Annotated in this window: 18 protein-coding genes; 12 read left to right on the top strand and 6 right to left on the bottom strand. The window is 70.3% G+C overall.

Annotation, left to right across the window (positions count from 1 at the left end):
* Positions 1–74 precede the first annotated feature (74 nt).
* The 4 genes from B2515_RS06240 (at position 75) to phbB (ending at position 6,135) form a co-directional block, all read left to right on the top strand.
* Positions 75–1,766 (top strand): class I adenylate-forming enzyme family protein, encoded by a 1,692-nt coding sequence (locus B2515_RS06240; RefSeq protein ID WP_293874903.1) that lies wholly within the window; start codon positions 75–77, stop codon positions 1,764–1,766.
* Between the two features lie 345 nt (positions 1,767–2,111).
* Positions 2,112–4,316, top strand: coding sequence for a xanthine dehydrogenase family protein molybdopterin-binding subunit (locus B2515_RS06235; RefSeq protein ID WP_293874902.1), 2,205 nt, complete (start codon positions 2,112–2,114; stop codon positions 4,314–4,316).
* Positions 4,313–5,338 (top strand): ferrochelatase, encoded by a 1,026-nt coding sequence (gene hemH, locus B2515_RS06230; protein ID WP_293874900.1) that lies wholly within the window; start codon positions 4,313–4,315, stop codon positions 5,336–5,338. Before B2515_RS06235 ends, hemH begins: the two co-directional genes overlap by 4 nt.
* A 74-nt stretch (positions 5,339–5,412) precedes the next feature.
* The gene (gene phbB, locus B2515_RS06225; RefSeq protein WP_293875007.1) at positions 5,413–6,135 is read left to right on the top strand and encodes an acetoacetyl-CoA reductase; all 723 of its coding nucleotides are present in this window, start codon (positions 5,413–5,415) and stop codon (positions 6,133–6,135) included.
* Between the two features lie 175 nt (positions 6,136–6,310).
* On the opposite strand, the gene B2515_RS06220 is transcribed toward phbB, so the two are convergent.
* The gene (locus B2515_RS06220) at positions 6,311–6,691 is read right to left on the bottom strand and encodes a glycine zipper 2TM domain-containing protein (protein WP_293874897.1); all 381 of its coding nucleotides are present in this window, start codon (positions 6,689–6,691) and stop codon (positions 6,311–6,313) included.
* 162 nt (positions 6,692–6,853) lie between these two features.
* On the opposite strand from B2515_RS06220, the gene B2515_RS06215 reads away from it, so the two are divergent.
* Positions 6,854–7,864: an esterase-like activity of phytase family protein gene (locus B2515_RS06215; RefSeq protein ID WP_293874895.1), complete on the top strand. Its 1,011-nt coding sequence runs from the start codon at positions 6,854–6,856 to the stop codon at positions 7,862–7,864.
* Positions 7,865–7,953: 89 nt separating this feature from the next.
* Here B2515_RS06215 and rpmB read toward each other — a convergent pair whose 3' ends face one another.
* Positions 7,954–8,253 carry a 50S ribosomal protein L28 gene (gene rpmB / locus B2515_RS06210; protein ID WP_293874892.1) on the bottom strand — a complete coding sequence of 100 codons (300 nt, stop codon included), beginning with the start codon at positions 8,251–8,253 and terminating at the stop codon, positions 7,954–7,956.
* 170 nt (positions 8,254–8,423) lie between these two features.
* Between rpmB and B2515_RS06205 the strand changes: the two genes are divergently transcribed.
* Entirely contained in the window at positions 8,424–8,633 is a 210-nt protein-coding gene (locus B2515_RS06205) for a hypothetical protein (protein WP_293874889.1), read from the top strand.
* A 60-nt stretch (positions 8,634–8,693) separates the two neighbouring features.
* Positions 8,694–9,122: a nucleoside deaminase gene (locus tag B2515_RS06200; RefSeq protein ID WP_293875005.1), complete on the top strand. Its 429-nt coding sequence runs from the start codon at positions 8,694–8,696 to the stop codon at positions 9,120–9,122.
* A 48-nt stretch (positions 9,123–9,170) separates the two neighbouring features.
* Here B2515_RS06200 and B2515_RS06195 read toward each other — a convergent pair whose 3' ends face one another.
* Positions 9,171–9,842 (bottom strand): OmpA family protein, encoded by a 672-nt coding sequence (locus tag B2515_RS06195; RefSeq protein WP_293874886.1) that lies wholly within the window; start codon positions 9,840–9,842, stop codon positions 9,171–9,173.
* 152 nt (positions 9,843–9,994) lie between these two features.
* Between B2515_RS06195 and B2515_RS06190 the strand changes: the two genes are divergently transcribed.
* Positions 9,995–11,296, top strand: coding sequence for a hemolysin family protein (locus B2515_RS06190; RefSeq protein ID WP_293874884.1), 1,302 nt, complete (start codon positions 9,995–9,997; stop codon positions 11,294–11,296).
* A gap of 36 nt (positions 11,297–11,332) precedes the next feature.
* The gene (locus B2515_RS06185) at positions 11,333–11,791 is read left to right on the top strand and encodes a hypothetical protein (RefSeq protein WP_293874882.1); all 459 of its coding nucleotides are present in this window, start codon (positions 11,333–11,335) and stop codon (positions 11,789–11,791) included.
* An 18-nt stretch (positions 11,792–11,809) separates the two neighbouring features.
* Here B2515_RS06185 and B2515_RS06180 read toward each other — a convergent pair whose 3' ends face one another.
* The 3 genes from B2515_RS06180 to B2515_RS06170 all read right to left on the bottom strand — a co-directional run bounded on the left by B2515_RS06180 (position 11,810) and on the right by B2515_RS06170 (position 14,609).
* Positions 11,810–12,487 carry a hypothetical protein gene (locus B2515_RS06180; protein ID WP_293874880.1) on the bottom strand — a complete coding sequence of 226 codons (678 nt, stop codon included), beginning with the start codon at positions 12,485–12,487 and terminating at the stop codon, positions 11,810–11,812.
* A 64-nt stretch (positions 12,488–12,551) separates the two neighbouring features.
* Positions 12,552–14,405, bottom strand: coding sequence for an AsmA family protein (locus B2515_RS06175; RefSeq protein ID WP_293874877.1), 1,854 nt, complete (start codon positions 14,403–14,405; stop codon positions 12,552–12,554).
* Positions 14,406–14,447: 42 nt separating this feature from the next.
* The gene (locus tag B2515_RS06170; protein WP_293874874.1) at positions 14,448–14,609 is read right to left on the bottom strand and encodes a DUF1674 domain-containing protein; all 162 of its coding nucleotides are present in this window, start codon (positions 14,607–14,609) and stop codon (positions 14,448–14,450) included.
* A 59-nt stretch (positions 14,610–14,668) separates the two neighbouring features.
* Between B2515_RS06170 and B2515_RS06165 the strand changes: the two genes are divergently transcribed.
* Genes B2515_RS06165 through B2515_RS06155 form a run of 3 tightly spaced genes read left to right on the top strand, consistent with a single transcriptional unit; the run spans position 14,669 to position 18,425 of the window.
* The gene (locus tag B2515_RS06165) at positions 14,669–15,967 is read left to right on the top strand and encodes an RsmB/NOP family class I SAM-dependent RNA methyltransferase (protein WP_293874871.1); all 1,299 of its coding nucleotides are present in this window, start codon (positions 14,669–14,671) and stop codon (positions 15,965–15,967) included.
* A 56-nt stretch (positions 15,968–16,023) separates the two neighbouring features.
* Entirely contained in the window at positions 16,024–16,695 is a 672-nt protein-coding gene (gene rpe / locus B2515_RS06160; RefSeq protein ID WP_293874868.1) for a ribulose-phosphate 3-epimerase, read from the top strand.
* Positions 16,692–18,425: a heparinase II/III family protein gene (locus B2515_RS06155; RefSeq protein WP_293874865.1), complete on the top strand. Its 1,734-nt coding sequence runs from the start codon at positions 16,692–16,694 to the stop codon at positions 18,423–18,425. Before rpe ends, B2515_RS06155 begins: the two co-directional genes overlap by 4 nt.
* Positions 18,426–18,483 lie beyond the last annotated feature (58 nt).

Genomic DNA, 18,483 nt, shown 5'->3' with positions numbered 1-18,483 from the left:
CAGGATCAAGGCTTTCCCCCGGGGTTCGCCGTCTGCATAGTGGGCCAAAGGCACAAGACCAAGCGGAGAGAGATATGCGGACGCCCCTCGACGAGCGCATGGACGCGACCATGGCCGCGCTGACCGGCGCGGGCGGCATGCTGGCGCTGGGATCGACGATGCGCGACGGCCGCAGCTATCCGGTCATCGCCGCCGCGCCGCCGTCGCTGCCCTATTACTTCGCCCATTATTGTCAGGAACATGGCCCCAAGACCTTCCTCGTCGCCGGGGACGAACGGCTGACCTTCGCACAGGTCCATGCCGCCGCGACCCGTGTCGCGCAGGCGCTGGTCGCAGCGCACGGGGTGAACCGGGGCGACCGGATCGGCATCGCGATGCGCAATTCGCCGTCGTGGATCGTGCTCTACATGGGCATCGTCATGGCGGGCGGCGTCGCGACGCTGCTCAACGGCTGGTGGCAGGCGGAGGAGCTCGATGCGGCGATTCGGGAGGTGGACTGCACCCTCGTCTTCGCCGATCTGCCGCGGGCGAAGCGTCTTGCGCAGGCGACTACGCCGGTGCTGACGATCGACGACACGCTGCCGCTCGACGCCGCGCTGGCGGGGCTGACCGCGGGCACGGATGGCGGCGGCACCTTGCCCGCGATCGGCGCGACCGACCATGCGACGATCCTGTTCACCTCGGGCTCGACCGGCCAGTCGAAGGGGGCGCTCGCCGATCACCGCGGCATCGTACAGGGCATCTTCAACTATCTGGCGCAGGCGCTGATGATGCTCGGCATCGCCACGCAGGACGGCAATCCGCCGACCGACCAGCCATCGACGCTGCTGACGCTGCCGCTGTTCCACGTCACCGCGGAAATCCCGGTGATGCTGCAGAGCTTCGCGATGGGCCGCAAGCTGGTGCTGATGCCGAAATGGGATGCGCGCGAGGCGATGCGCCTGATCGAGCAGGAGCGGATCAGCTATTTCGTCGGCGTGCCGCTGATGAGCTTCGAGATCCTGACCCATCCCGACCGCGGCGATTACGACCTGTCGAGCGTCACCGACTTCGCCGCCGGCGGCGCGCCGCGCCCGGTCGAGCATGTCCGCCGGATCGATGCCGAGATGGGCGGGTCGAAAGGAGGGGGCGCGCCGCTGATCGGCTATGGCCTGACCGAAACCAATGCGGTCGGCACCGGCAACTGGCGCAGCAACTATCTCGCCAAACCGGACAGTGCCGGGCGTCCCTCGGCGCCGCTGGTCGACCTTGCCATCCTCGACGATGCCGGCGCGCCCGTGGCGCAGGGGCAGCGCGGCGAAATATGCATCCGTACGATCTGCAACTTCCTGGGCTATTGGAACCGGCCGGAGGCGACCGCCGCGTGCATAACCGCCGACGGCTATTTCCGCACCGGCGACATCGGCTACCTCGACGCGGACGGTTATCTGTTCATCGTCGACCGCAAGAAGGACATCATCATCCGCGGCGGCGAGAACATCTCGTGCCAGGAGGTCGAGGCGGCGCTCTACACGCATCCGGCGGTGGCGGAGGCGGCGGTGTTCGGCCTCGCCGACGAGCGGTTCGGCGAGGTCCCCGGCGCGGTCGTCCATGCCCGCGACGGCGAGACGCTGGACGAGGCGGCGTTGCAGGCGTTCCTCGGCGACCATATCGCCGCCTTCAAGGTGCCGACCCGCATCTGGGTGTCCGACGTCGCGCTGCCGCGGCTGGGGACGGAAAAGATCGACAAGGTCGCGCTGCGGAACGCGTATCGCGCGGTGGCCTAATCCGGGCGAGGTTCGGTCGACAAGAGGGGTTGGGCGCGCAGAGGCGCGGAGGACGCGGCGAGGGTCCGGGGTAAGAGTGTGATGTCCGTCATCCCGGCGTTCGCCGGGATCCATGGTTGCGATGCGGTCGGATGCTGCGGCCAACGTCGCCGCCAGCGTGTCCATGGGTCCCGGCGTTCGCCGGGATGACGGGACGCGGGTGGGGAGCGCATCGTTCGCCCTCTACCCTCCGCATCCTCCGCGTCTCCGCGCCTCCGCGCTTCAAACTCTTCTCATCGTGTCGTCGCGCGAACCCGCATTCCGCGCCCTTTCCACCCGCCCGTGCAGCCGATACAGCCGCGGGCGATGGAGAGGCCCACCCGCAGGAACGTGCTGATCGGCGGCGGCGCCGGCATCGGCCTGATCGTCGCCTGGGGGGTGTGGCCGCGGCAGTATCGGCCGAACCTCGCCGCCGCGCCGGGGGAAACGCCGTTCGGGGCGTGGCTGAAGATCGGCAGCGACGGCCATGTCACCGTCGCGGTGCCACAGCTCGAACACGGGCAGGGCGTCTATACCGCGCTTGCGCAGATCGTCGCCGACGAGCTGGGCGCGGACTGGCGCACGGTCGGGGTCGAGGCGGCGCCGCTGAACCCGCTCTACGCCAACCCGCTCGCGCTCGAGGAGCTGTTCGAAGGCGGCTTCACGCGTCTGCCCGACGGCCTGCGCCAGAGCTTCGCCGAACGCACCGGGCTGATCGTCACCGGCGGCTCCACATCCGTGCGGATGTTCGAGGAGGGATGCCGCACCGCCGGTGCCGCCGCGCGCGCGCTGCTGTGCAAGGCGGCGGCGCGGCGATGGGGCGTCGCCTGGACCGATTGCGCGGTCGATGCGGGGTTCGTCGTCCATGCCGGCCAGCGGCTGCGCTTCGCCGCGCTCGCCGCCGACGCCGCCGGCGAATCGGTGCCCGACCCGCTTCCGATCGGGGTGCAGGGTGCGGGCAAGCTCACCGGCCGCTCGCTGCCGCGGCTCGACACGCCGGCCAAGGTCGACGGGTCCGCGGGGTTCGCGGGCGATATCCGCCTGCCCGACATGGTCCATGCCGCGATCCGGCAGGGGCCGATCGGCGACAGCCGCCCGATCCGCGTCGACCGCGCCGCCGCCGATCGCGTCCGCGGCGTGCTCGCGGTGGTTGAGACCCCGCGCTGGGTGGCGGCGGTCGCGACCACCTGGTGGGCGGCGAACCGCGCGCTCGACGCGATGGCGCCGCGCTTCGCCACAACCGGTCCGGTGGTCGACAGCGCCGCGATCGCGCGCAGCCTCGACGCCGCGCTGGCAACGAAGGGCGAACGGATCGCGGCGGCCGGCGAGATCGGGACGCTGCTCGACGGCGGCGGCGTCGTCACCGCCGACTATGGCGCGGGCCTAGGGGTGCATGCGCCGCTGGAAACCGCGAGTGCGGTCGCCGCGTGGCGCGACGGCCGGCTCGAACTCTGGCTGCCGACCGCGGCACCCGCCGCCGCGCGCGCCGTCGCGGCGCGGGCGGCGGACCTTGCCGAAGGTGCGGTTGTCGTCCACCCGACGCTGGGCGGCGGTGGGTTCGGCGCGACGCTCGACTCGCTGGTGGCGGAGCAGGCGGCGGTGCTGGCGATGCGGCTGAAGCGCCCGGTCAGTCTCGTCTGGTCGCGCGGCGAAGATGTCGCACACGACCGCTTCCGCCCCCCCGCCAAGGCGCGGATGCGCGCGCGCCTGTCGGGCAATGGCGCGATCGCCGCGTGGGACATGGCGATCGCCGCGCCCGCGACGGGGCATGATCTGGCGCACCGGCTGCTGCCCGCCGCCGCCGGGCTCGCGCTCGGCGGCGCCGATCCCTATGCGGTCGCCGGTGCGCTGCCGCCCTATCGTATCCCGGCACTGGCGATCCACCACCATGCCGCCGCGATCGGCGTGCCGACCGGGCATATGCGCGGCGGCGCGCATGGCTATACCGCCTTCTTCACCGAATGCTTCCTCGACGAGCTCGCCCGCGTCGCCGGCACCGAGCCGCTGTCCTACCGGATCGGCATGCTCGGCGGCGACGCGCGGCTGGCGCGCTGCCTGACCACGGTCGCGGCACTCGGCGGCTGGGGCGGCGGCCAGCCTGGCAGCGGACAGGGCATCGCCTGCCACAGCTTTCGCGGCAGCCATATCGCGGTGCTCGCCGAGGCGGAGATGGGCGAGGGCGGCCGCCCGCGGGTAGAGCGCCTCGTCGCCGCGGTCGATTGCGGGCGGACGATCAACCCCGATCTCGTGCTGCAACAGATCGAGGGCGGGCTGATCTTCGGTCTGGCGCAGGCGCTCGGCGCCTCGACCGGCCTGACCGCGGGGCGCACCGACGTCCGCGGTTTCGCCGGACTCGCGCTGCCGCGCCTCGCCGACACGCCCGACATCATCGTCGAATGCGTCGCCTCCGACGAAGCGCCGGGCGGCGTCGGCGAACTGGGCGTGCCCGCGGTGGCGCCCGCCATTGCCAACGCGCTGCATGCGGCGACCGGTATGCGGATGCGTCACCTGCCGCTAAGGCCAGGAATATGATCCCTCCCGCCGACCATCCCCCGATTCCGCCACGCAAAATCGGCGTCCTGCTGACCAATCTCGGCACCCCCGATGCCCCCGATGCGCGCTCGGTGAAACGCTATCTGGGCGAATTCCTCTCGGACCGGCGCGTGGTCGAGATTCCGGCGATCGCATGGCAGCCGATCCTGCGCGGCATCATCCTCAACACGCGGCCGAAGAAGTCGGCGCATGCCTATGGACTGGTGTGGAGCGAGGAGGGCTCGCCGCTCGCCGCGATCACCCGCCGCCAGTCGCAGGCGCTGCAGGGCGCGTTCGGGCCGGACGTGATGGTCGACCATGCGATGCGCTACGGCAACCCGCCGATCGCCGACCGGCTGATCGCGATGAAGGATGCGGGCTGCGAGCGCATCCTGATCGCGCCGCTCTATCCCCAATATTGCGCCGCGACGACCGCGACCGCCAACGACAAGGCGTTCGCGGCGCTGGCCGGTCTGCGCTGGCAGCCCGCGATCCGGACCCTGCCGCCCTATCACGACGATCCCGCCTATATCGGCGCGCTCAAAGAGCAGGTGGAGACGCAGCTCGCCGCGCTGGACTTCACGCCCGATGCGATCGTTGCGAGCTTCCACGGCATGCCGAAGCGGACGCTGGAACTGGGCGATCCCTATCATTGCCATTGCCAGAAGACCGCGCGGCTGCTCGGCGAGGCGCTGGCGCCGATCCTGGCCGGACGCGACCTGCTGGTCGCCTTCCAGTCTCGGTTCGGGCCGGCGAAATGGCTCGGTCCGGCGACCGACGAGACGCTGGAGGCGCTGCCGGCCAGGGGCGTGCGCAAGGTCGCGGTGATCGCGCCGGGCTTTTCCGCCGACTGCCTCGAAACGCTGGAGGAGCTGGCGATCCGCGGGCGCGACAGCTTCGTCGCGGCGGGCGGCACCCATTTCGCCTATCTGCCCTGCCTCAACGACGGCGCGCCCGGCATCGCAATGCTGAAGACGCTGCTGGCGCGCGAACTGCGCGGATGGGTCGATCAGGACATGTAAAATTACGCTACGGCCATTGCCACTTCCGGGGCGTCTGCCCTAGCTTCGCGCCAACCAGAACGGGAGAGATAATGATGGCCAGAGTTGCGATCGTCACGGGTGGCACGCGTGGGATCGGCGAGGCGATCAGTCTCGCCCTGAAGGAGGCGGGCATCGCCGTCGCCGCCAATTATGCGGGCAACGACGAGCGCGCCCGCGAATTCACCGACCGTACCGGCATTCCCGCCTACAAATGGGACGTCGCCGATTACGATGCGTGCCAGGAAGGCTGCGCGAAGGTCGCGGCGGACCTCGGGCCGGTCGACATCATCGTCAACAATGCCGGCATCACCCGCGACGGCACCATCCTCAAGCTGACCTATCAGCAGTGGAAGGAAGTGATCGACACCAATCTGGGCGGTTGCTTCAATATGGCCAAGGCGGTGTTCCCGGGCATGCGGGAGCGCAAATGGGGGCGGATCGTCAACATCGGCTCGATCAATGGGCAGGCGGGCCAGTACGGCCAGGTCAATTACGCCGCGGCGAAATCGGGCATTCACGGCTTCACCAAGGCGCTGGCGCAGGAAGGCGCACGCACCGGCGTCACCGTCAACGCGATCGCGCCGGGCTATATCGACACCGACATGGTCGCCGCGGTCCCTTCCGACGTGCTCGAGAAGATCGTCGCCAAGATCCCGGTCGGCCGGCTGGGCCAGGCGAGCGAGATCGCGCGCGGCGTCGCCTTCCTGTGTTCGGACGAGGCCGGCTTCGTCACCGGGTCGACGCTGAGCATCAACGGCGGCCAGCATATGTACTGACGGTTCGCGGCGCGGCGCGCACGAACCGGCACGGCTGGCGGGTCGGCGACGTCCGAACCCGTCCGGTGACGGCTTCGCGGGCGTGCCCCGCGCCGCGCTACAACATGAGGGGGCCGGCTCTGACGAGCCGACCCCCTCCGCCCTCAAACGCTACACGAGGGATGCGCACTGCCGCTTAGCGGCAGTAACCGGGACGATCCGAGCGTTCGAGCGCGCGGCCGGCGAGGCCGCCGGCGACGGCGCCGCCGAGCGTGCCGAGCGAGCGGTCGCCGCGGGTATCGATGGTGCGGCCGAGCAGGCCGCCGGCGATCGCGCCGACGATGGTGCCGGTGCTACCGTTGTTGCAACGGCGGCCGCCGCGATTGCCGCGATCCTGATAATAGCCCCGGTCGCCGCGATAGACGCGGTCGCCACGATAGCCCCGGTCGTCGCGATAGCCACGGTCGTAGCCGCGATCGCCATAATAGCCGCGCTGCGCGACGGCGGGGGTGACGGGGATGAGGGCGCCGGCGGTCATCGTGAGGGCGGCGGCGGCGAGGCTCAGGGTCTTCAGCATGGGTCTTCTCCCGTAAAGTCTTCCGACTGGTGGCGGTCCGGTGGAGGGCCTGCCCGTTGTCGATGTCCCTCTTCTGGCCGATTCGCATTGAGCCGAGCCTGAATGCGCTCGTTATCCGCCGTTCAGGCTATCGCTGCCCGGCGCGCTCCCTATGGAGGCGCCATGCCTATCGTGTTCGTGATCCTGGCGGTGCTGCTGCTCGTCCCCGGCTGGACCGGCGGGGAGCGGCTGGCGCTGCTCGGTGACCGGCCGCAACTGGTCGCGACCCGCGTCGACCTCGACCCTGCCGACCCGCGTCATGTCCGCCTCGGCGCGCTCACCTATCTGGGCGGCGTCCGCCTGCGCAGCGTCGATCCCGCGTTCGGCGGCTATTCGGCGCTGGCCGTGGTGCCGCAGCCGGACGGCAACCGCTTCACGATGCTGAGCGACGGCGGCAACGTCGTCAGCTTCACGATGGGCGCCGACTGGGCACCGCGGCGCATCCGCTTCCGCAACCTGCCGGCCGGGCCGGGCACCGGCTGGGAGAAGCGCGACCGCGACAGCGAATCGATGGCGGTCGATCCGGCGACGGGCCGGATCTGGGTCGGCTTCGAGCGTTACAATGCGATCTGGCGCTATGCCCCCGGCTTCGCGCGCGCCGAGGCGCAGCGGCAGCCGGCTGGCATGGCCTCATGGCCGGCCAATGGTGGCCCCGAATCGATGGCGCGGCTGCCCGACGGGCGATTCGTCGTGATCGGCGAGGAACGCCACGTGCCGACCCGGCGCTGGCGCGGATCGGAGGCGGAGCGGCTGCAGAGTCGCGAGGCGCTGATCTTTCCCGGCGATCCGATCGCCACCCGGTCGCTGCCGTTCGCCTATCTGCCCGCACCGCGATTCGATCCGGCGGATGTCACCGCTCTGCCCGATGGCGACCTGCTGGTGCTCGATCGCGCCTTTCGCCTGCCCTATCGGTTCAGCAACCGGCTGTCGCTGATCCCCGCCGCCGCGATCCGGCCGGGCGCGCAGCTGCGCGGCACATGGCTGGCGACGCTCGATGCGCCGCTGATCCACGACAATTTCGAAGGGCTGGCGACGACGCAGGAGGAGGGCACGACGATCGTCTGGATGGTGTCGGACGACAACCAGTCGCTGCTGCAACGCACGTTGCTTCTCAAGTTCCGGCTCGACCGGTAGCGCACACGGCAAAAGCCCGCCGCTCATGGAGCAGCGGGCCTTCGCACCATGGCCATCGCGCGGGGCGCCGGTGGCGCCCCGAAATCGCGTCAGGCGGCGGCTGCGGTCGTCGACAGCTTCTTGGCGATCTCGCGCTTCAGGCGGCGGCAGCGCAGCGAGAGCTTGTCCTCGCTCGTCTTCACCAGCCAGTTGTCGAGGCCGCCGTTATGCTCGACCGAACGCAGGCCGTGCGTCGAGACGCGCAGGCGCACGCTCTTTTCGAGCGAATCGGAGATCAGCGTGACGTTCTGCAGGTTCGGCAGGAACGTACGCTTGGTCTTGTTGTTGGCGTGGGAAACGTTGTTCCCCACCTGCCGGCCCTTGCCGGTCAGCTCGCAGATGCGCGACATGGTTTTTGATCCTGAATTCGGTTGCCCGGAAAGTCGGCGCCACTAGCGGCTCTCCACCCTTCCGTCAACCTTTCCCCGACGCCGGCCGGTCCGGATCGGATCATGCAACGGAAGTCGGTGCCGCGGCGTTGTTACGCCATCGTAAAGGTCAAAGCCAAGGGGATGTCGGCATGCGCACGTTGCTCGCACTGATCGGGATCATCGCGCTCGTCGTGGTCGCGTTGATGTATTTCGGTCTCATCAACATCGACCAGACCCGCTCTGCCGTGGTGCAGGCACCGCAGTTCAAGGCGGATGTCGCGCGCGTCAGCGTCGGGACGGAGAACAAGACGGTCGCCGTCCCGACCGTAAATGTCGAAAAGCCAGGCAACGCCCAATAGGCTTTACCTGATCCGGCGGCGTCGGCAGGAGGGGCGGCGATGTTCCCCCTGCCGATCCCGATGCGTCGCGCGCTCGATGCCGCGGCGATGGCGGCGCGGGCCGGCGAAGTGCCGGTCGGCGCCGCACTCGTTCGCGCCGGCGAGGTGATCGCGGTCGCCGGCAATGCGCCACGCGCCTTGTGCGACCCCACCGCCCATGCCGAGATGCGCGTGATTCGCGAGGCCGCGGCGGCGCTGGGGCGCGACCGGCTGGAGGATTGCGCGTTGTGGGTGACGCTGGAGCCATGCGCGATGTGCGCTGGGGCGATCGCGCATGCGCGGATCGCGCGGCTCTATTATGGGGCAAGCGATCCCAAGGGCGGCGCGGTCGAACACGGGCCGCGGCTGTTCGGACAATCGACGCTGCACCATCGGCCGGAGGTGTATGGCGGGATCGGCGAGGCAGAGGCCGCGGCCTTGCTGCGCGATTTCTTCCGGGAGCGCCGCTGACGAACCGCCTGTCCCTGATGCGGGACAGGCGGTTCGACGGTCAGGCGATCAGCGCAGGTCGCTCTGCGAGATCGGCACGATCTTCACCTCGACACGGCGATTCGCGGCGCGGCCGGCATCGGTGTCGTTCGAGGCGATCGGCTGCGATTCGCCGAAGCCGCGGGTGCCGATGCGCGCCGGCTGCACGCCGCGGCCGGCGAGATAGTCGGCGACCGAGGTGGCGCGCCGCTCCGACAGCGTCTGGTTGTACGCGTCCGAGCCGGTCGAGTCGGTGTGGCCGTACACGTCGATATAGGTCTGGTTATACTGCGCCAGCGTGTCGGCGACCTGGTCGAGCGTCCGCTTGAACTGCGGCTGCACGTCGGCGCTGTCATAGGCGAAGGTGATGCCCGACGGGATGTTGAGCACCAGATTGTCGCCCTCGCGCGTCACCTGCACGTCGGTGCCGGCGGTGCGGGCGCGCAGGTCGCGCTCCTGCTTGTCCATGTACGCGCCGATCCCTGCGCCGGCGAGGCCGCCGATGCCGGCGCCGAGGATCTTCTCGGTCCGGTCGCGGCGTCCGCCGACGAGGTCGCCGAGCAGATAGCCGCCCAGTGCGCCGCCGATGCCGCCGATCGCGGTCTTGGAGATGCGGCGCTCGCCCGTCTCCGGATCGGTGGTGCAGGCGCTGGTGGTGACCAGCGCGGCAAGCGCGGCGGCGGCGGCAAATCTGGATTTCATGACATCCCTTTCTTCGTCATTTGCGGGTTAAACTCAGGTCCGAAGCGGCTTGTTCCGCCTGCGATCTGAACCGCGGCTGACGTATCATTGCGTTTCGCCGTGACGGAGACAGTTGTGGTCGCGTCACTTGTGCGGCAAAGACGCGTTCGCCGATGGCACCGCTTCCGCCCTTTCCCTGGATCGACGTCCTCATCATCCTCGCGCTCGTCGCGTTGAACGGCGTGTTCGCGATGAGCGAGCTGGCGATCGTCTCGTCGCGCAAGGCGCGGCTTGAGGCGCTGGCGCGATCGGGACGCAAGGGGCCGGCGGCGGCGCTGAAGCTGGCGGCGGATCCCGGCAAGTTCCTGTCCTCGGTGCAGATCGGCATCACCCTGATCGGCATCCTCGCGGGCGCCTATTCGGGATCGAGCCTCGGCAGCCCCACCGCCGCGCGCCTGCAGATGCTCGGCCTGTCGCCGGAAACCGCGGAAACCGCAGGCTTCGCGCTGGTCATCGGCCTGACCACCTACGCCTCGCTCATCATCGGCGAGCTCGTCCCCAAGCAATTCGCGCTGCGCAAGCCGGAGACGGTCGCCTCGCTGGTCGCGGTGCCGATGCGCTATATCGCGGTGATCTGCGCGCCGCTGGTGTGGCTGCTCGATTCGTCGAGCGCGCTCGTCTTCCGCATCCTCGGCCTCAACCGCGAATCGGAAGATCAGGTCACCGCCGAGGAATTGCACCTGATCGTCGCCGAGGCGAGCAAGTCGGGCGTGATCGAGGAGCATGAGCGCACGATCATCTCGGGCGTCGTCCGCCTCGCCGACCGGCCGGTCCGCGAGGTGATGACGCCGCGGACCGAGGTCGACTGGCTCGACTGCAATCTGGGGCCGGAGGGCATCCGCGACACGCTGCTCGCGACGCCGCACACCCGCCTGCCGGTGGCGGAAGGGTCGATCGACGCGGTGATCGGGGTCGTGCAGGCGCGCGACATCGCCGCGGCGCTGTTCCGCGGCCAGGCGCTCGACCTCAAGACGCTGATGCGCAAGGCGCCCGTCGTGATCGACCGGATCGACGCGATGGACGCGCTGATCGCGCTGCGGCAGGCCGAGGTGCCGATGGCGCTGATCCACGACGAATACGGCCATTTCGAAGGGATCGTCACCCCCGCCGACCTGCTCGCCGCGATCGCCGGCGAATTCGCCAGCGACGCCGATCCCGACGATGCGCCGTCGGTGGTGGTGCGCGACGACGGGTCGCTGCTGGTGGCGGGCACGATGGCGGCGGATGCGCTTGCCGAGCGGCTCGGCATCGACCTGCCCGAGGACCGCGACTATGCGACCGTCGCCGGGCTGGCGCTCGCCGCCTTCCGCCACCTGCCCGGCGAGGGCGAAAGCTTCGAGGAACAGGGCTGGCGCTTCGAAGTCGTCGACCTCGACGGCCGTCGTATCGACAAGCTGCTCGTCAGCGAGATCTGAAGGCGACCGCGCAGGTCGGTGACGGGGAGTGCGGACATGAGCGTCGATATCTATGTCGCAATACCGGCGGCGCGCTGGCCAGATATCGCTGCCGTGCAACGCTGCGTGACCAGCCACGCCTATCCTTTACACATCAAGCGGTTTCCGGTCCTGGACCGAGAGCGCGTCGTCAACGACGGCGTGACTGCTACGATCGACGGCAAGGACGCGTATCTGGAGGGAGCACTGGCACGCGCTCCGGCGCTGCCGAATGACGTGCGGATGATAAACGATCGTCTTGCCGCATCTCAAGTCGCGGACCGTATCGGCAGCGATCACGTGCTCATGTCGTTTCATCTGCGCGCGCCTGTGGAGATGCGCGCTGCGGGCTATGTCATCGCCGCGCTGATCGTCTGCTTCGATGGCTTAGGCTTCGAGCCGCAAGGCAATACCAGCGGACACGCCGCCTTCGCAGAGTCCTTCGTCGCCGGCAGCGACGCCCTTAAGGGTCTGTAGGCCGGAGCCGTTGGCCTTTTACAGCCGCCCGAACACCGCCTCGAACCCCGCCTGATCGCCCGCCGCGAGAAAGCGCGCCTGCTCGATCCAGCGGTCGCGGGTCAGCCGGCCGGCGAACGGCCCGAGCTGCGCGTCGAGTCGCAGCGCCTCGTCGTCGTCCAGCGCCGCGACCTGACCGACGGTGGTGATACCGAGTTCGCCCAGCCGCGCCGCCAGCTTCGGCCCGAGCCCCTTCAGCGTCGATACCGATGCGGCGGCGGGGTCGTCGTCCGCCGCGACGGGGGCGGAGGCGGCTTCGGTCGCCGGACTGGCGTCAAGCGGCGCACTCGCTGCGATCGGTTCGTCGGCAAAGAGGGCGGGTGCCGGTTCGGGGGCGGGCGGCGGAGCGGATGCCGGGGCTGGCGCGGGCGCCGTCGCCGGAGATGGTGCCGTCACCGGCTCGGGCGCGGGCCGGGCGACAGGCGGGGCAGCGGACGGTGCCTCTTCCGTCGTCTGCTCGACCTCGACGTTGCGTTCGGCGATCGCCTCTTCTGCCGCTTTCCGCTGGCGTTTGAGGCGCATGCCCCAGACGATCGCGACGAGCACCGCGACCGCGAACAGCGCGATCACGATCAGATGCGCATAGGTGAAGGCGTCGGTGGTGCTCGGGATCAGGCTGGCACCGGAGGCACCCCCGGCAGTCGCGGTATCGTTCATGCAGGCGATCCTAGCGGCGACGCTACGGCACGGCGAGCGGAAACGTGAACCCGGCGCCGAAGGCTCAGCGCAGCGCCCGCGCTGCCAGCCCCGCGCAGTCGGCATCGTGCGCGACCGGCCCCTGTCGCCCGGTGATCGCGCGGCCGATCGCCTTGAAGATATTGCCGGCCGATTTCACCTCGGGCGGCACGGTCAGCACCGGATCGCTCAGCGTGCCGGTCATGAACGCCGATCCGGGCAGGCGCAGCAGGCTCTTGCCCTTGGGCGCGCCGGTCAGGCGGAAATCGATCCGCTCGGCGGGAAAGCTGACGCTGCCGCTGCCGCGCAACTGGCTGGCGCTGGTGTCCACCACCAGCGGCGCGGCGGCACCGCGCCCGTCTTTGACAGCGAGGCCCAGCACCACGCAACGCAGTTGCGCGCTGTCGTCGTCGTCGGCCAGCAGCGCCCGGCCCGCATCGAAGCCGAGCGCGGCGGCATAATGCGCCGGCAGCGCGCCATCCCGAACCACGAATCCGATCCGGCCGGAGGAGCGGCCGATCGCCGCGCGGATCGTCTCGCCCCGCCCGGTCAGCTGCGCCCGCGCCGCGACGCGTCCGGTGAAGGCGCCGCCGGCCCCCGCCAGCGCCTCCACCCGCGTGCCGGTCAGCCGCAGGTCGACGGTCAGCGTCGGCGATGCGGCACCGCCACGCTGGTCCACCGTCAGCGCGCCGCGTGCCGTCCCGCCCGCCAGCCGGATGGTCAGCGGATCGACCCGCAGTCGCTGGTGGTCGAGGGACAGCACGCCCTGCACTCCGGTCACCGAGGTGCCGCCGCCGCGGCTGACGACGCGCGCGACCTTCACCGCGATCCGCCCGTCGGTCTTGTCGATCTTCGACAGGTCGATCCGCGTGTTCGGGACCACCCGCGGGCCGATCGCGCGCTCCAGTGCGGCGCCCTTGGCCAGCCCCTCGTCCGAGGAGAGGTCGTCGAAGTCGAACCGTTGCGATGCGATCGCGCCGTCCAGTCTGGTGCGGCCGTCCTGTTTGTCGACGGTGACGTGGCCGGCGATATCGGACTGGCCGATCGTCCCCTTCAGCCCGGTGACGATCCAGCGCGGCGCGGCGTGCCGGACCTGCGCGACGAGCGCCACCGGCTGGGTGCCGAACAGCCCGGCCTCGATCACCGCATCGATCAGCCGCAGGTCGGCGGCACGCGCGTCGACGTCGAGCGTCATCGCATCGGTGTCGAGCGGCCGTTCCATCCGGCCGCGCGCGCGCATCCGCAGCGCCGCGCCGTCGATCGCGGCGGTAAACGGCCATGGCCCCGGCGTCGGCTGCGCAACCTGCGCACCGGCGAGCGCAATCCGCACCGGCAGACCGCGGATCGTCCCCGTTCCCTGCGCGCGCAGCCCCTGCGCGTCGGAGGTGAAGGCGACGCGCGCCTGCCGCTGCCGCTTCGCATCGACATAATGGATCATGCTGTCGCGGACGATCAGCCCCTTGAGATCGTTGGACGACCCGCCGCTCTCGGGCTCGCCCGGCCGCGACCAGTTGGTGCGGCCGTCGGCGGCGCGGACCAGCGCCAGCTGCAACCCGTCGATCTCGATATCGCGCGGGCGGAAGGTGCCGGTCAGCAGCGGCCACACCGGAAAGCTGACCCGTGCCTCGCGCAGCCGCAGGAAATCGCCGCGGCCCGCCCAGGGCGCTTGCGGGATCGTCACGCCCGTCACGGCGATGGTCGGGGTGAAGCCGAAACGGTCGACCCGCGCCATGCCGGCGATCGTTACGGGGCGACCGAACCGCTGGCTCAGCCGGTCGGCCATCACGCCCTTCAGCATGCCGAACGGAAAGGCGGCGATCGCGAGCAGCAGAATGGCCGGCACCGCCAGCGCGAGGGTCAGCAGCAGGGTGCGCCTGCTGACGCGCGGCCGGGAAGTCATGCAAGGCTGGACGCCCGTCCGGTCATTTTGGTTCCGGAACGGTCAGAAATCGACCGCGATCCCCTTCAATTCCCAGTCGCCGTAGCGCGTCGGATCGAGACCCAGCGGGTCCTCCTGCTCGTTCGTCTTCTGCTCGGGTTCCGGCACCGGCGGGTTCTGCGACAGATAGGCGGGCGGCTTCACATGTGCGGGACGTTGGCCCATCGCGTCTCTCCGGTCTAAGGGAGAGGTTCATATCGTTCTCCGCAGCAGGTTAGACAAGTTTGCCCCGATTCAATCGCGATGCACCCGCCGATAACGCCGACGCCCTCGGCACCCCCTCGCGCCGTGCCGCGCTGCGCCTGCTCGACGCCGTCCTGCGCCGTGGCGAGCCGCTGGAACAGGCGCTGGTCGCCGCCACCCGCCATGTCTACGGCCCCGACCGCGGCCTCGCCCATGCGATCGCCGCGGAGGTGCTGCGGCGGCTGCCCGATCTCGACGCGCTGATCGATTCGGTCACCGAGCGCCCGCTGCCCGACGATGCCAAGGCGCGGATGGCGCTGCGTATCGCGCTGGTGCAGGCGCTGGTGCTCGGCACGCCGCACCACGCCGCCATCGCCACGGTGCTGCCGCTGGTCGACGGCGGGCCGCGCAAGCTGGTCCATGGCGTGTTCGGCGCGATCACCCGCTCGGGCGTGCTCCTGCCCGAACTCCCCGCGCTGCCGCCCAAGGTCGAGGCGCGGTGGGAGGCCGCCTGGGGGGCGGACATGGCAGAGGGGGCGCGCCTCGCCATTGCCGCGCCGCCGCCGCTCGACCTGACGCTCGCCGATGCGGGCGAGACGGACCATTGGGTCGCCGAACTCGGCGGCACCAGCCTGATGCCCGGCCACGTCCGCATCGTCGATGCCGACTCGGTCACCGAATTGCCGGGCTTCGCCGAGGGGCGCTGGTGGGTGCAGGATATCGCCGCCTCAATCCCCGCGCGCCTGCTCGCGGATCGCGGCGGAGCGACCGCGATCGACCTGTGCGCCGCACCGGGCGGCAAGACGCTCCAGCTCGCCGCCGCCGGCCTGCAGGTCGCCGCGGTCGACGTCTCCAACGCCCGCATCAAGCGGCTGCGCGAGAATCTGTTCCGCACCCGGTTGAAGGCGGAGGTGATCGCCGCCGACGTGCTGAAATGGGCACCGGACGCACCCGTCGACGCGCTGCTGATCGATGCGCCGTGCAGCGCCACCGGCATCTTCCGCCGCCACCCCGACGTGCTCCACCGCGTCCATCCGGCGATCATCGAGGAGATGGCGCTGTTGCAGGCCCGCCTGTTCGCGCGCGCGGCCGACTGGGTGAAGCCGGGCGGCACGCTCGTCTTCGCGACGTGTAGCCTCGAACCCGCCGAGGGGGAGGCGCAGCTCGCCCGCTTCCTCGCCGATCGCCCCGATTATGCGATCGATGCGCCCGATGCGGCGCTGTTGCCGCCCGGCGTGCCGGTCCATGCCGACGGCTATGTTCGGACGCTGCCGGGCATGCTCGCCGACCGGGGCGGCTGCGACGGCTTCTTCATCGCGCGGTTGAGGCGTCAGGGTTAGGCCAATACGCCCCAAGCGCATTGTAATAGAGACGCACGCGGTTACAGAGATCGGTCATGCAACCGGTCCGTATCGCCCCGTCCATTCTGTCCGCCGACTTCGCCAGACTGGGCGAGGAGGTGCGCGCCATCGATGCGGCAGGGGCGGACTGGATCCATATCGACGTGATGGACGGCCATTTCGTGCCGAACATCACGATCGGTCCGGCGGTGGTGAAGGCATTGCGCCCGCACACCGCCAAGCCGTTCGATGTGCATCTGATGATCTCGCCGGTCGACCTGTACCTCGACGCCTTTGCCGAGGCCGGCGCGGATTGCATCACCGTCCATCCGGAGGCGGGGCCGCACATCCATCGCACCGTCCAGCATATCAAGGGGCTGGGCAAGCGCGCGGGCGTCGTGCTCAATCCCGGCACGCCGGCCAAGATGCTCGATTATCTGATCGACATGGTCGACCTGGTGCTGGTGATGAGCGTCAACCCGGGCTTCGGCGGGCAGACGTTCATCGACAGCCAGCTCAAGAAGATCGCGGCGATCCGCAAGATGATCGATGCCTCGGGCCGCGCGATCGATCTGGAGGTCGACGGCGGCGTCGATGCCGTCCATGCCGTTCGCTGCATCGAGGCGGGGGCGGATGCGCTCGTCGCCGGCACCGCGGCGTTCAGGGGCGGTCCCGATGCCTATGCCGCGAACATCGCGGCGCTGCGCGGGACGCGGCCTGCGGAATGAACGACATGTCGCCCGATACGCAGGCCGACGGCATCGAGGAGGGCAAGCGCCTGATGCGCGTCGGTGGCGACAAGGGGCTCAGCCTCGCCGAGCGCCTGTCCGAACGCTTCCACAAGCTGACCTGGCGCACGCCGATCCACAGCATGCGGCTGAAGGGCCGCTATCCGTTGAAGCTGATCGCGGTGCCCGACGATCCCGTCATCGGCGACGTCGCGCGCGGCCGGGCGCTGCTCAAGGGCGAGCTGAGCTTTCGTGGCGAAACGCATCCGGTCGACACGCTCGCGTTCAAGCGCGGCGAATGGGGTCGGCCGTTCGCCGAATATGTCCACAGCTTCGCCTGGCTGCGCGATTTGTCGACCGTGGCGACCCGTGCGCAAGGGGCGCCGATCGCCGAACAGCTGATGGCGCGCTGGCTCGACGATTATGCGGAGAAGGTCGATGCGCTCGCCTGGCGGCCCGATCTGTGGGGGCGGCGGCTGCTCTACTGGACCGCGCATGCGCCGCTGATCCTGTCGTCGACCGACCTCGTCTATCGCTCCAGCGTCCTCAACACGCTCGCCCGCGGCGCGCGGCACCTCGATCGCGGCGCCGACAAGGCGGCACCGGGCGCGCAGCGGATCGCCGCCTGGTGCGGCGTCGTCGCCGCCGGCCTGCTGATCCCCGGCGGCGATCCGCGTCGCAGCTTCGGCGAGGCGGGGCTGGCGCGCGCGCTCGCCTCCGGCCTCAGCGAGGATGGCGGATCGGTGTCGCGCAGTCCGGCGATGCTGCTCGACACGATCATGCTGCTGGCGATGCTGCGCGAAACCTATGCGGCGCGGCGCGAGGAGCTGCCGGCGGCCGCGCAGAACGCGCTGGTGCGGGCGGTCCCGGCGCTGCTCGGCACGATGCACGGCGACCGGCTGCTGTCGAGCTGGCAGGGCGGTGGTCCGGCGACGCCGGACGCCATCGCCGCGGTGATCGAGGCGAGCGGCATCCGCACCCGGCCGCTGCGCCAGGCGCGCGACTGGGGCTATCAGCGCCTCGCCGCAGGTGCGGCGGTGCTGATCGTCGATGCCGCGCCGCCACCGATCGCGCGGCTGGTCGAGGGTGGCTGCGCCTCCACGCTCGCGTTCGAATTCTCCGACGGCGATTCGCGGCTGGTGGTCAATTGTGGCGGCGCGCGCGCCGCGGTCGCGCAGCTGCCCGCCGCCTTTGCCGAGGGGCTGCGCACCACCGCCGCGCATTCGACGCTGACCGTGGGCGATTCGAACAGCACCGCGATCCATGCCGACGGCACATTGGGCCGCGGCGTCGTGGAGGTCGAACTGTCACGGCAGGAATCGGACGTCGCCAGCCGGATCGAGGCGAGCCACGACGGCTATGTCCGACGCTGGGGCTTCGTCCACCGTCGCCAGCTGATGCTGACCGGCGACGGCAAGGAATTGCGCGGCGAGGATGCGCTGCTGCCGCAGGGGCGCCGCCGCAAGTTGGGCGTGGTGCCGTTCGCGGTCCGCTTTCACCTGGGCGAAGGGGTGCAGGCGTCGCCGACCGCCGACGGGCTTGCCGCCTTGCTGCGGCTGCCCGGCGGCGCGCTCTGGCAGTTCCGCTGCCGCGGCGGCGCGCTGACGATCGAGGATTCGCTGTGGATCGACGGCGAGGGCCGGCCGATCGCGACGCAGCAGCTCGTCGTCGGCGGCGAGGCGCCGGCGGGTGGCGCAAACGTCAGCTGGGCGCTGAAACGGGCGATCTGACCTGTTCGGACGCCCGTTCCGCCGCTAGGGGACGCGCGCGAACGCCCTAAGGAAGCCC

The organism is Sphingomonas sp. UBA978 (genome assembly GCF_002292295.1).
Lineage (GTDB): Bacteria > Pseudomonadota > Alphaproteobacteria > Sphingomonadales > Sphingomonadaceae > Sphingomonas.
Note: the sequence above shows the minus strand (reverse complement) of the source record. Positions and strands in the feature narration are given on the sequence as shown.

Excerpts from the sequence above, each read along its gene's own strand:
- B2515_RS06240 (WP_293874903.1), top strand. The coding sequence starts at position 75 with ATGCGGACGCCCCTCGACGAGCGCATGGACGCGACCATGGCCGCGCTG.
- B2515_RS06235 (WP_293874902.1), top strand. The coding sequence starts at position 2,112 with ATGGAGAGGCCCACCCGCAGGAACGTGCTGATCGGCGGCGGCGCCGGC.
- hemH (WP_293874900.1), top strand. The coding sequence starts at position 4,313 with ATGATCCCTCCCGCCGACCATCCCCCGATTCCGCCACGCAAAATCGGC.
- phbB (WP_293875007.1), top strand. The coding sequence starts at position 5,413 with ATGGCCAGAGTTGCGATCGTCACGGGTGGCACGCGTGGGATCGGCGAG.
- B2515_RS06220 (WP_293874897.1), bottom strand. The coding sequence starts at position 6,691 with ATGCTGAAGACCCTGAGCCTCGCCGCCGCCGCCCTCACGATGACCGCC.
- B2515_RS06215 (WP_293874895.1), top strand. The coding sequence starts at position 6,854 with ATGCCTATCGTGTTCGTGATCCTGGCGGTGCTGCTGCTCGTCCCCGGC.
- rpmB (WP_293874892.1), bottom strand. The coding sequence starts at position 8,253 with ATGTCGCGCATCTGCGAGCTGACCGGCAAGGGCCGGCAGGTGGGGAAC.
- B2515_RS06205 (WP_293874889.1), top strand. The coding sequence starts at position 8,424 with ATGCGCACGTTGCTCGCACTGATCGGGATCATCGCGCTCGTCGTGGTC.
- B2515_RS06200 (WP_293875005.1), top strand. The coding sequence starts at position 8,694 with ATGCGTCGCGCGCTCGATGCCGCGGCGATGGCGGCGCGGGCCGGCGAA.
- B2515_RS06195 (WP_293874886.1), bottom strand. The coding sequence starts at position 9,842 with ATGAAATCCAGATTTGCCGCCGCCGCCGCGCTTGCCGCGCTGGTCACC.
- B2515_RS06190 (WP_293874884.1), top strand. The coding sequence starts at position 9,995 with ATGGCACCGCTTCCGCCCTTTCCCTGGATCGACGTCCTCATCATCCTC.
- B2515_RS06185 (WP_293874882.1), top strand. The coding sequence starts at position 11,333 with ATGAGCGTCGATATCTATGTCGCAATACCGGCGGCGCGCTGGCCAGAT.
- B2515_RS06180 (WP_293874880.1), bottom strand. The coding sequence starts at position 12,487 with ATGAACGATACCGCGACTGCCGGGGGTGCCTCCGGTGCCAGCCTGATC.
- B2515_RS06175 (WP_293874877.1), bottom strand. The coding sequence starts at position 14,405 with ATGACTTCCCGGCCGCGCGTCAGCAGGCGCACCCTGCTGCTGACCCTC.
- B2515_RS06170 (WP_293874874.1), bottom strand. The coding sequence starts at position 14,609 with ATGGGCCAACGTCCCGCACATGTGAAGCCGCCCGCCTATCTGTCGCAG.
- rpe (WP_293874868.1), top strand. The coding sequence starts at position 16,024 with ATGCAACCGGTCCGTATCGCCCCGTCCATTCTGTCCGCCGACTTCGCC.
- B2515_RS06155 (WP_293874865.1), top strand. The coding sequence starts at position 16,692 with ATGAACGACATGTCGCCCGATACGCAGGCCGACGGCATCGAGGAGGGC.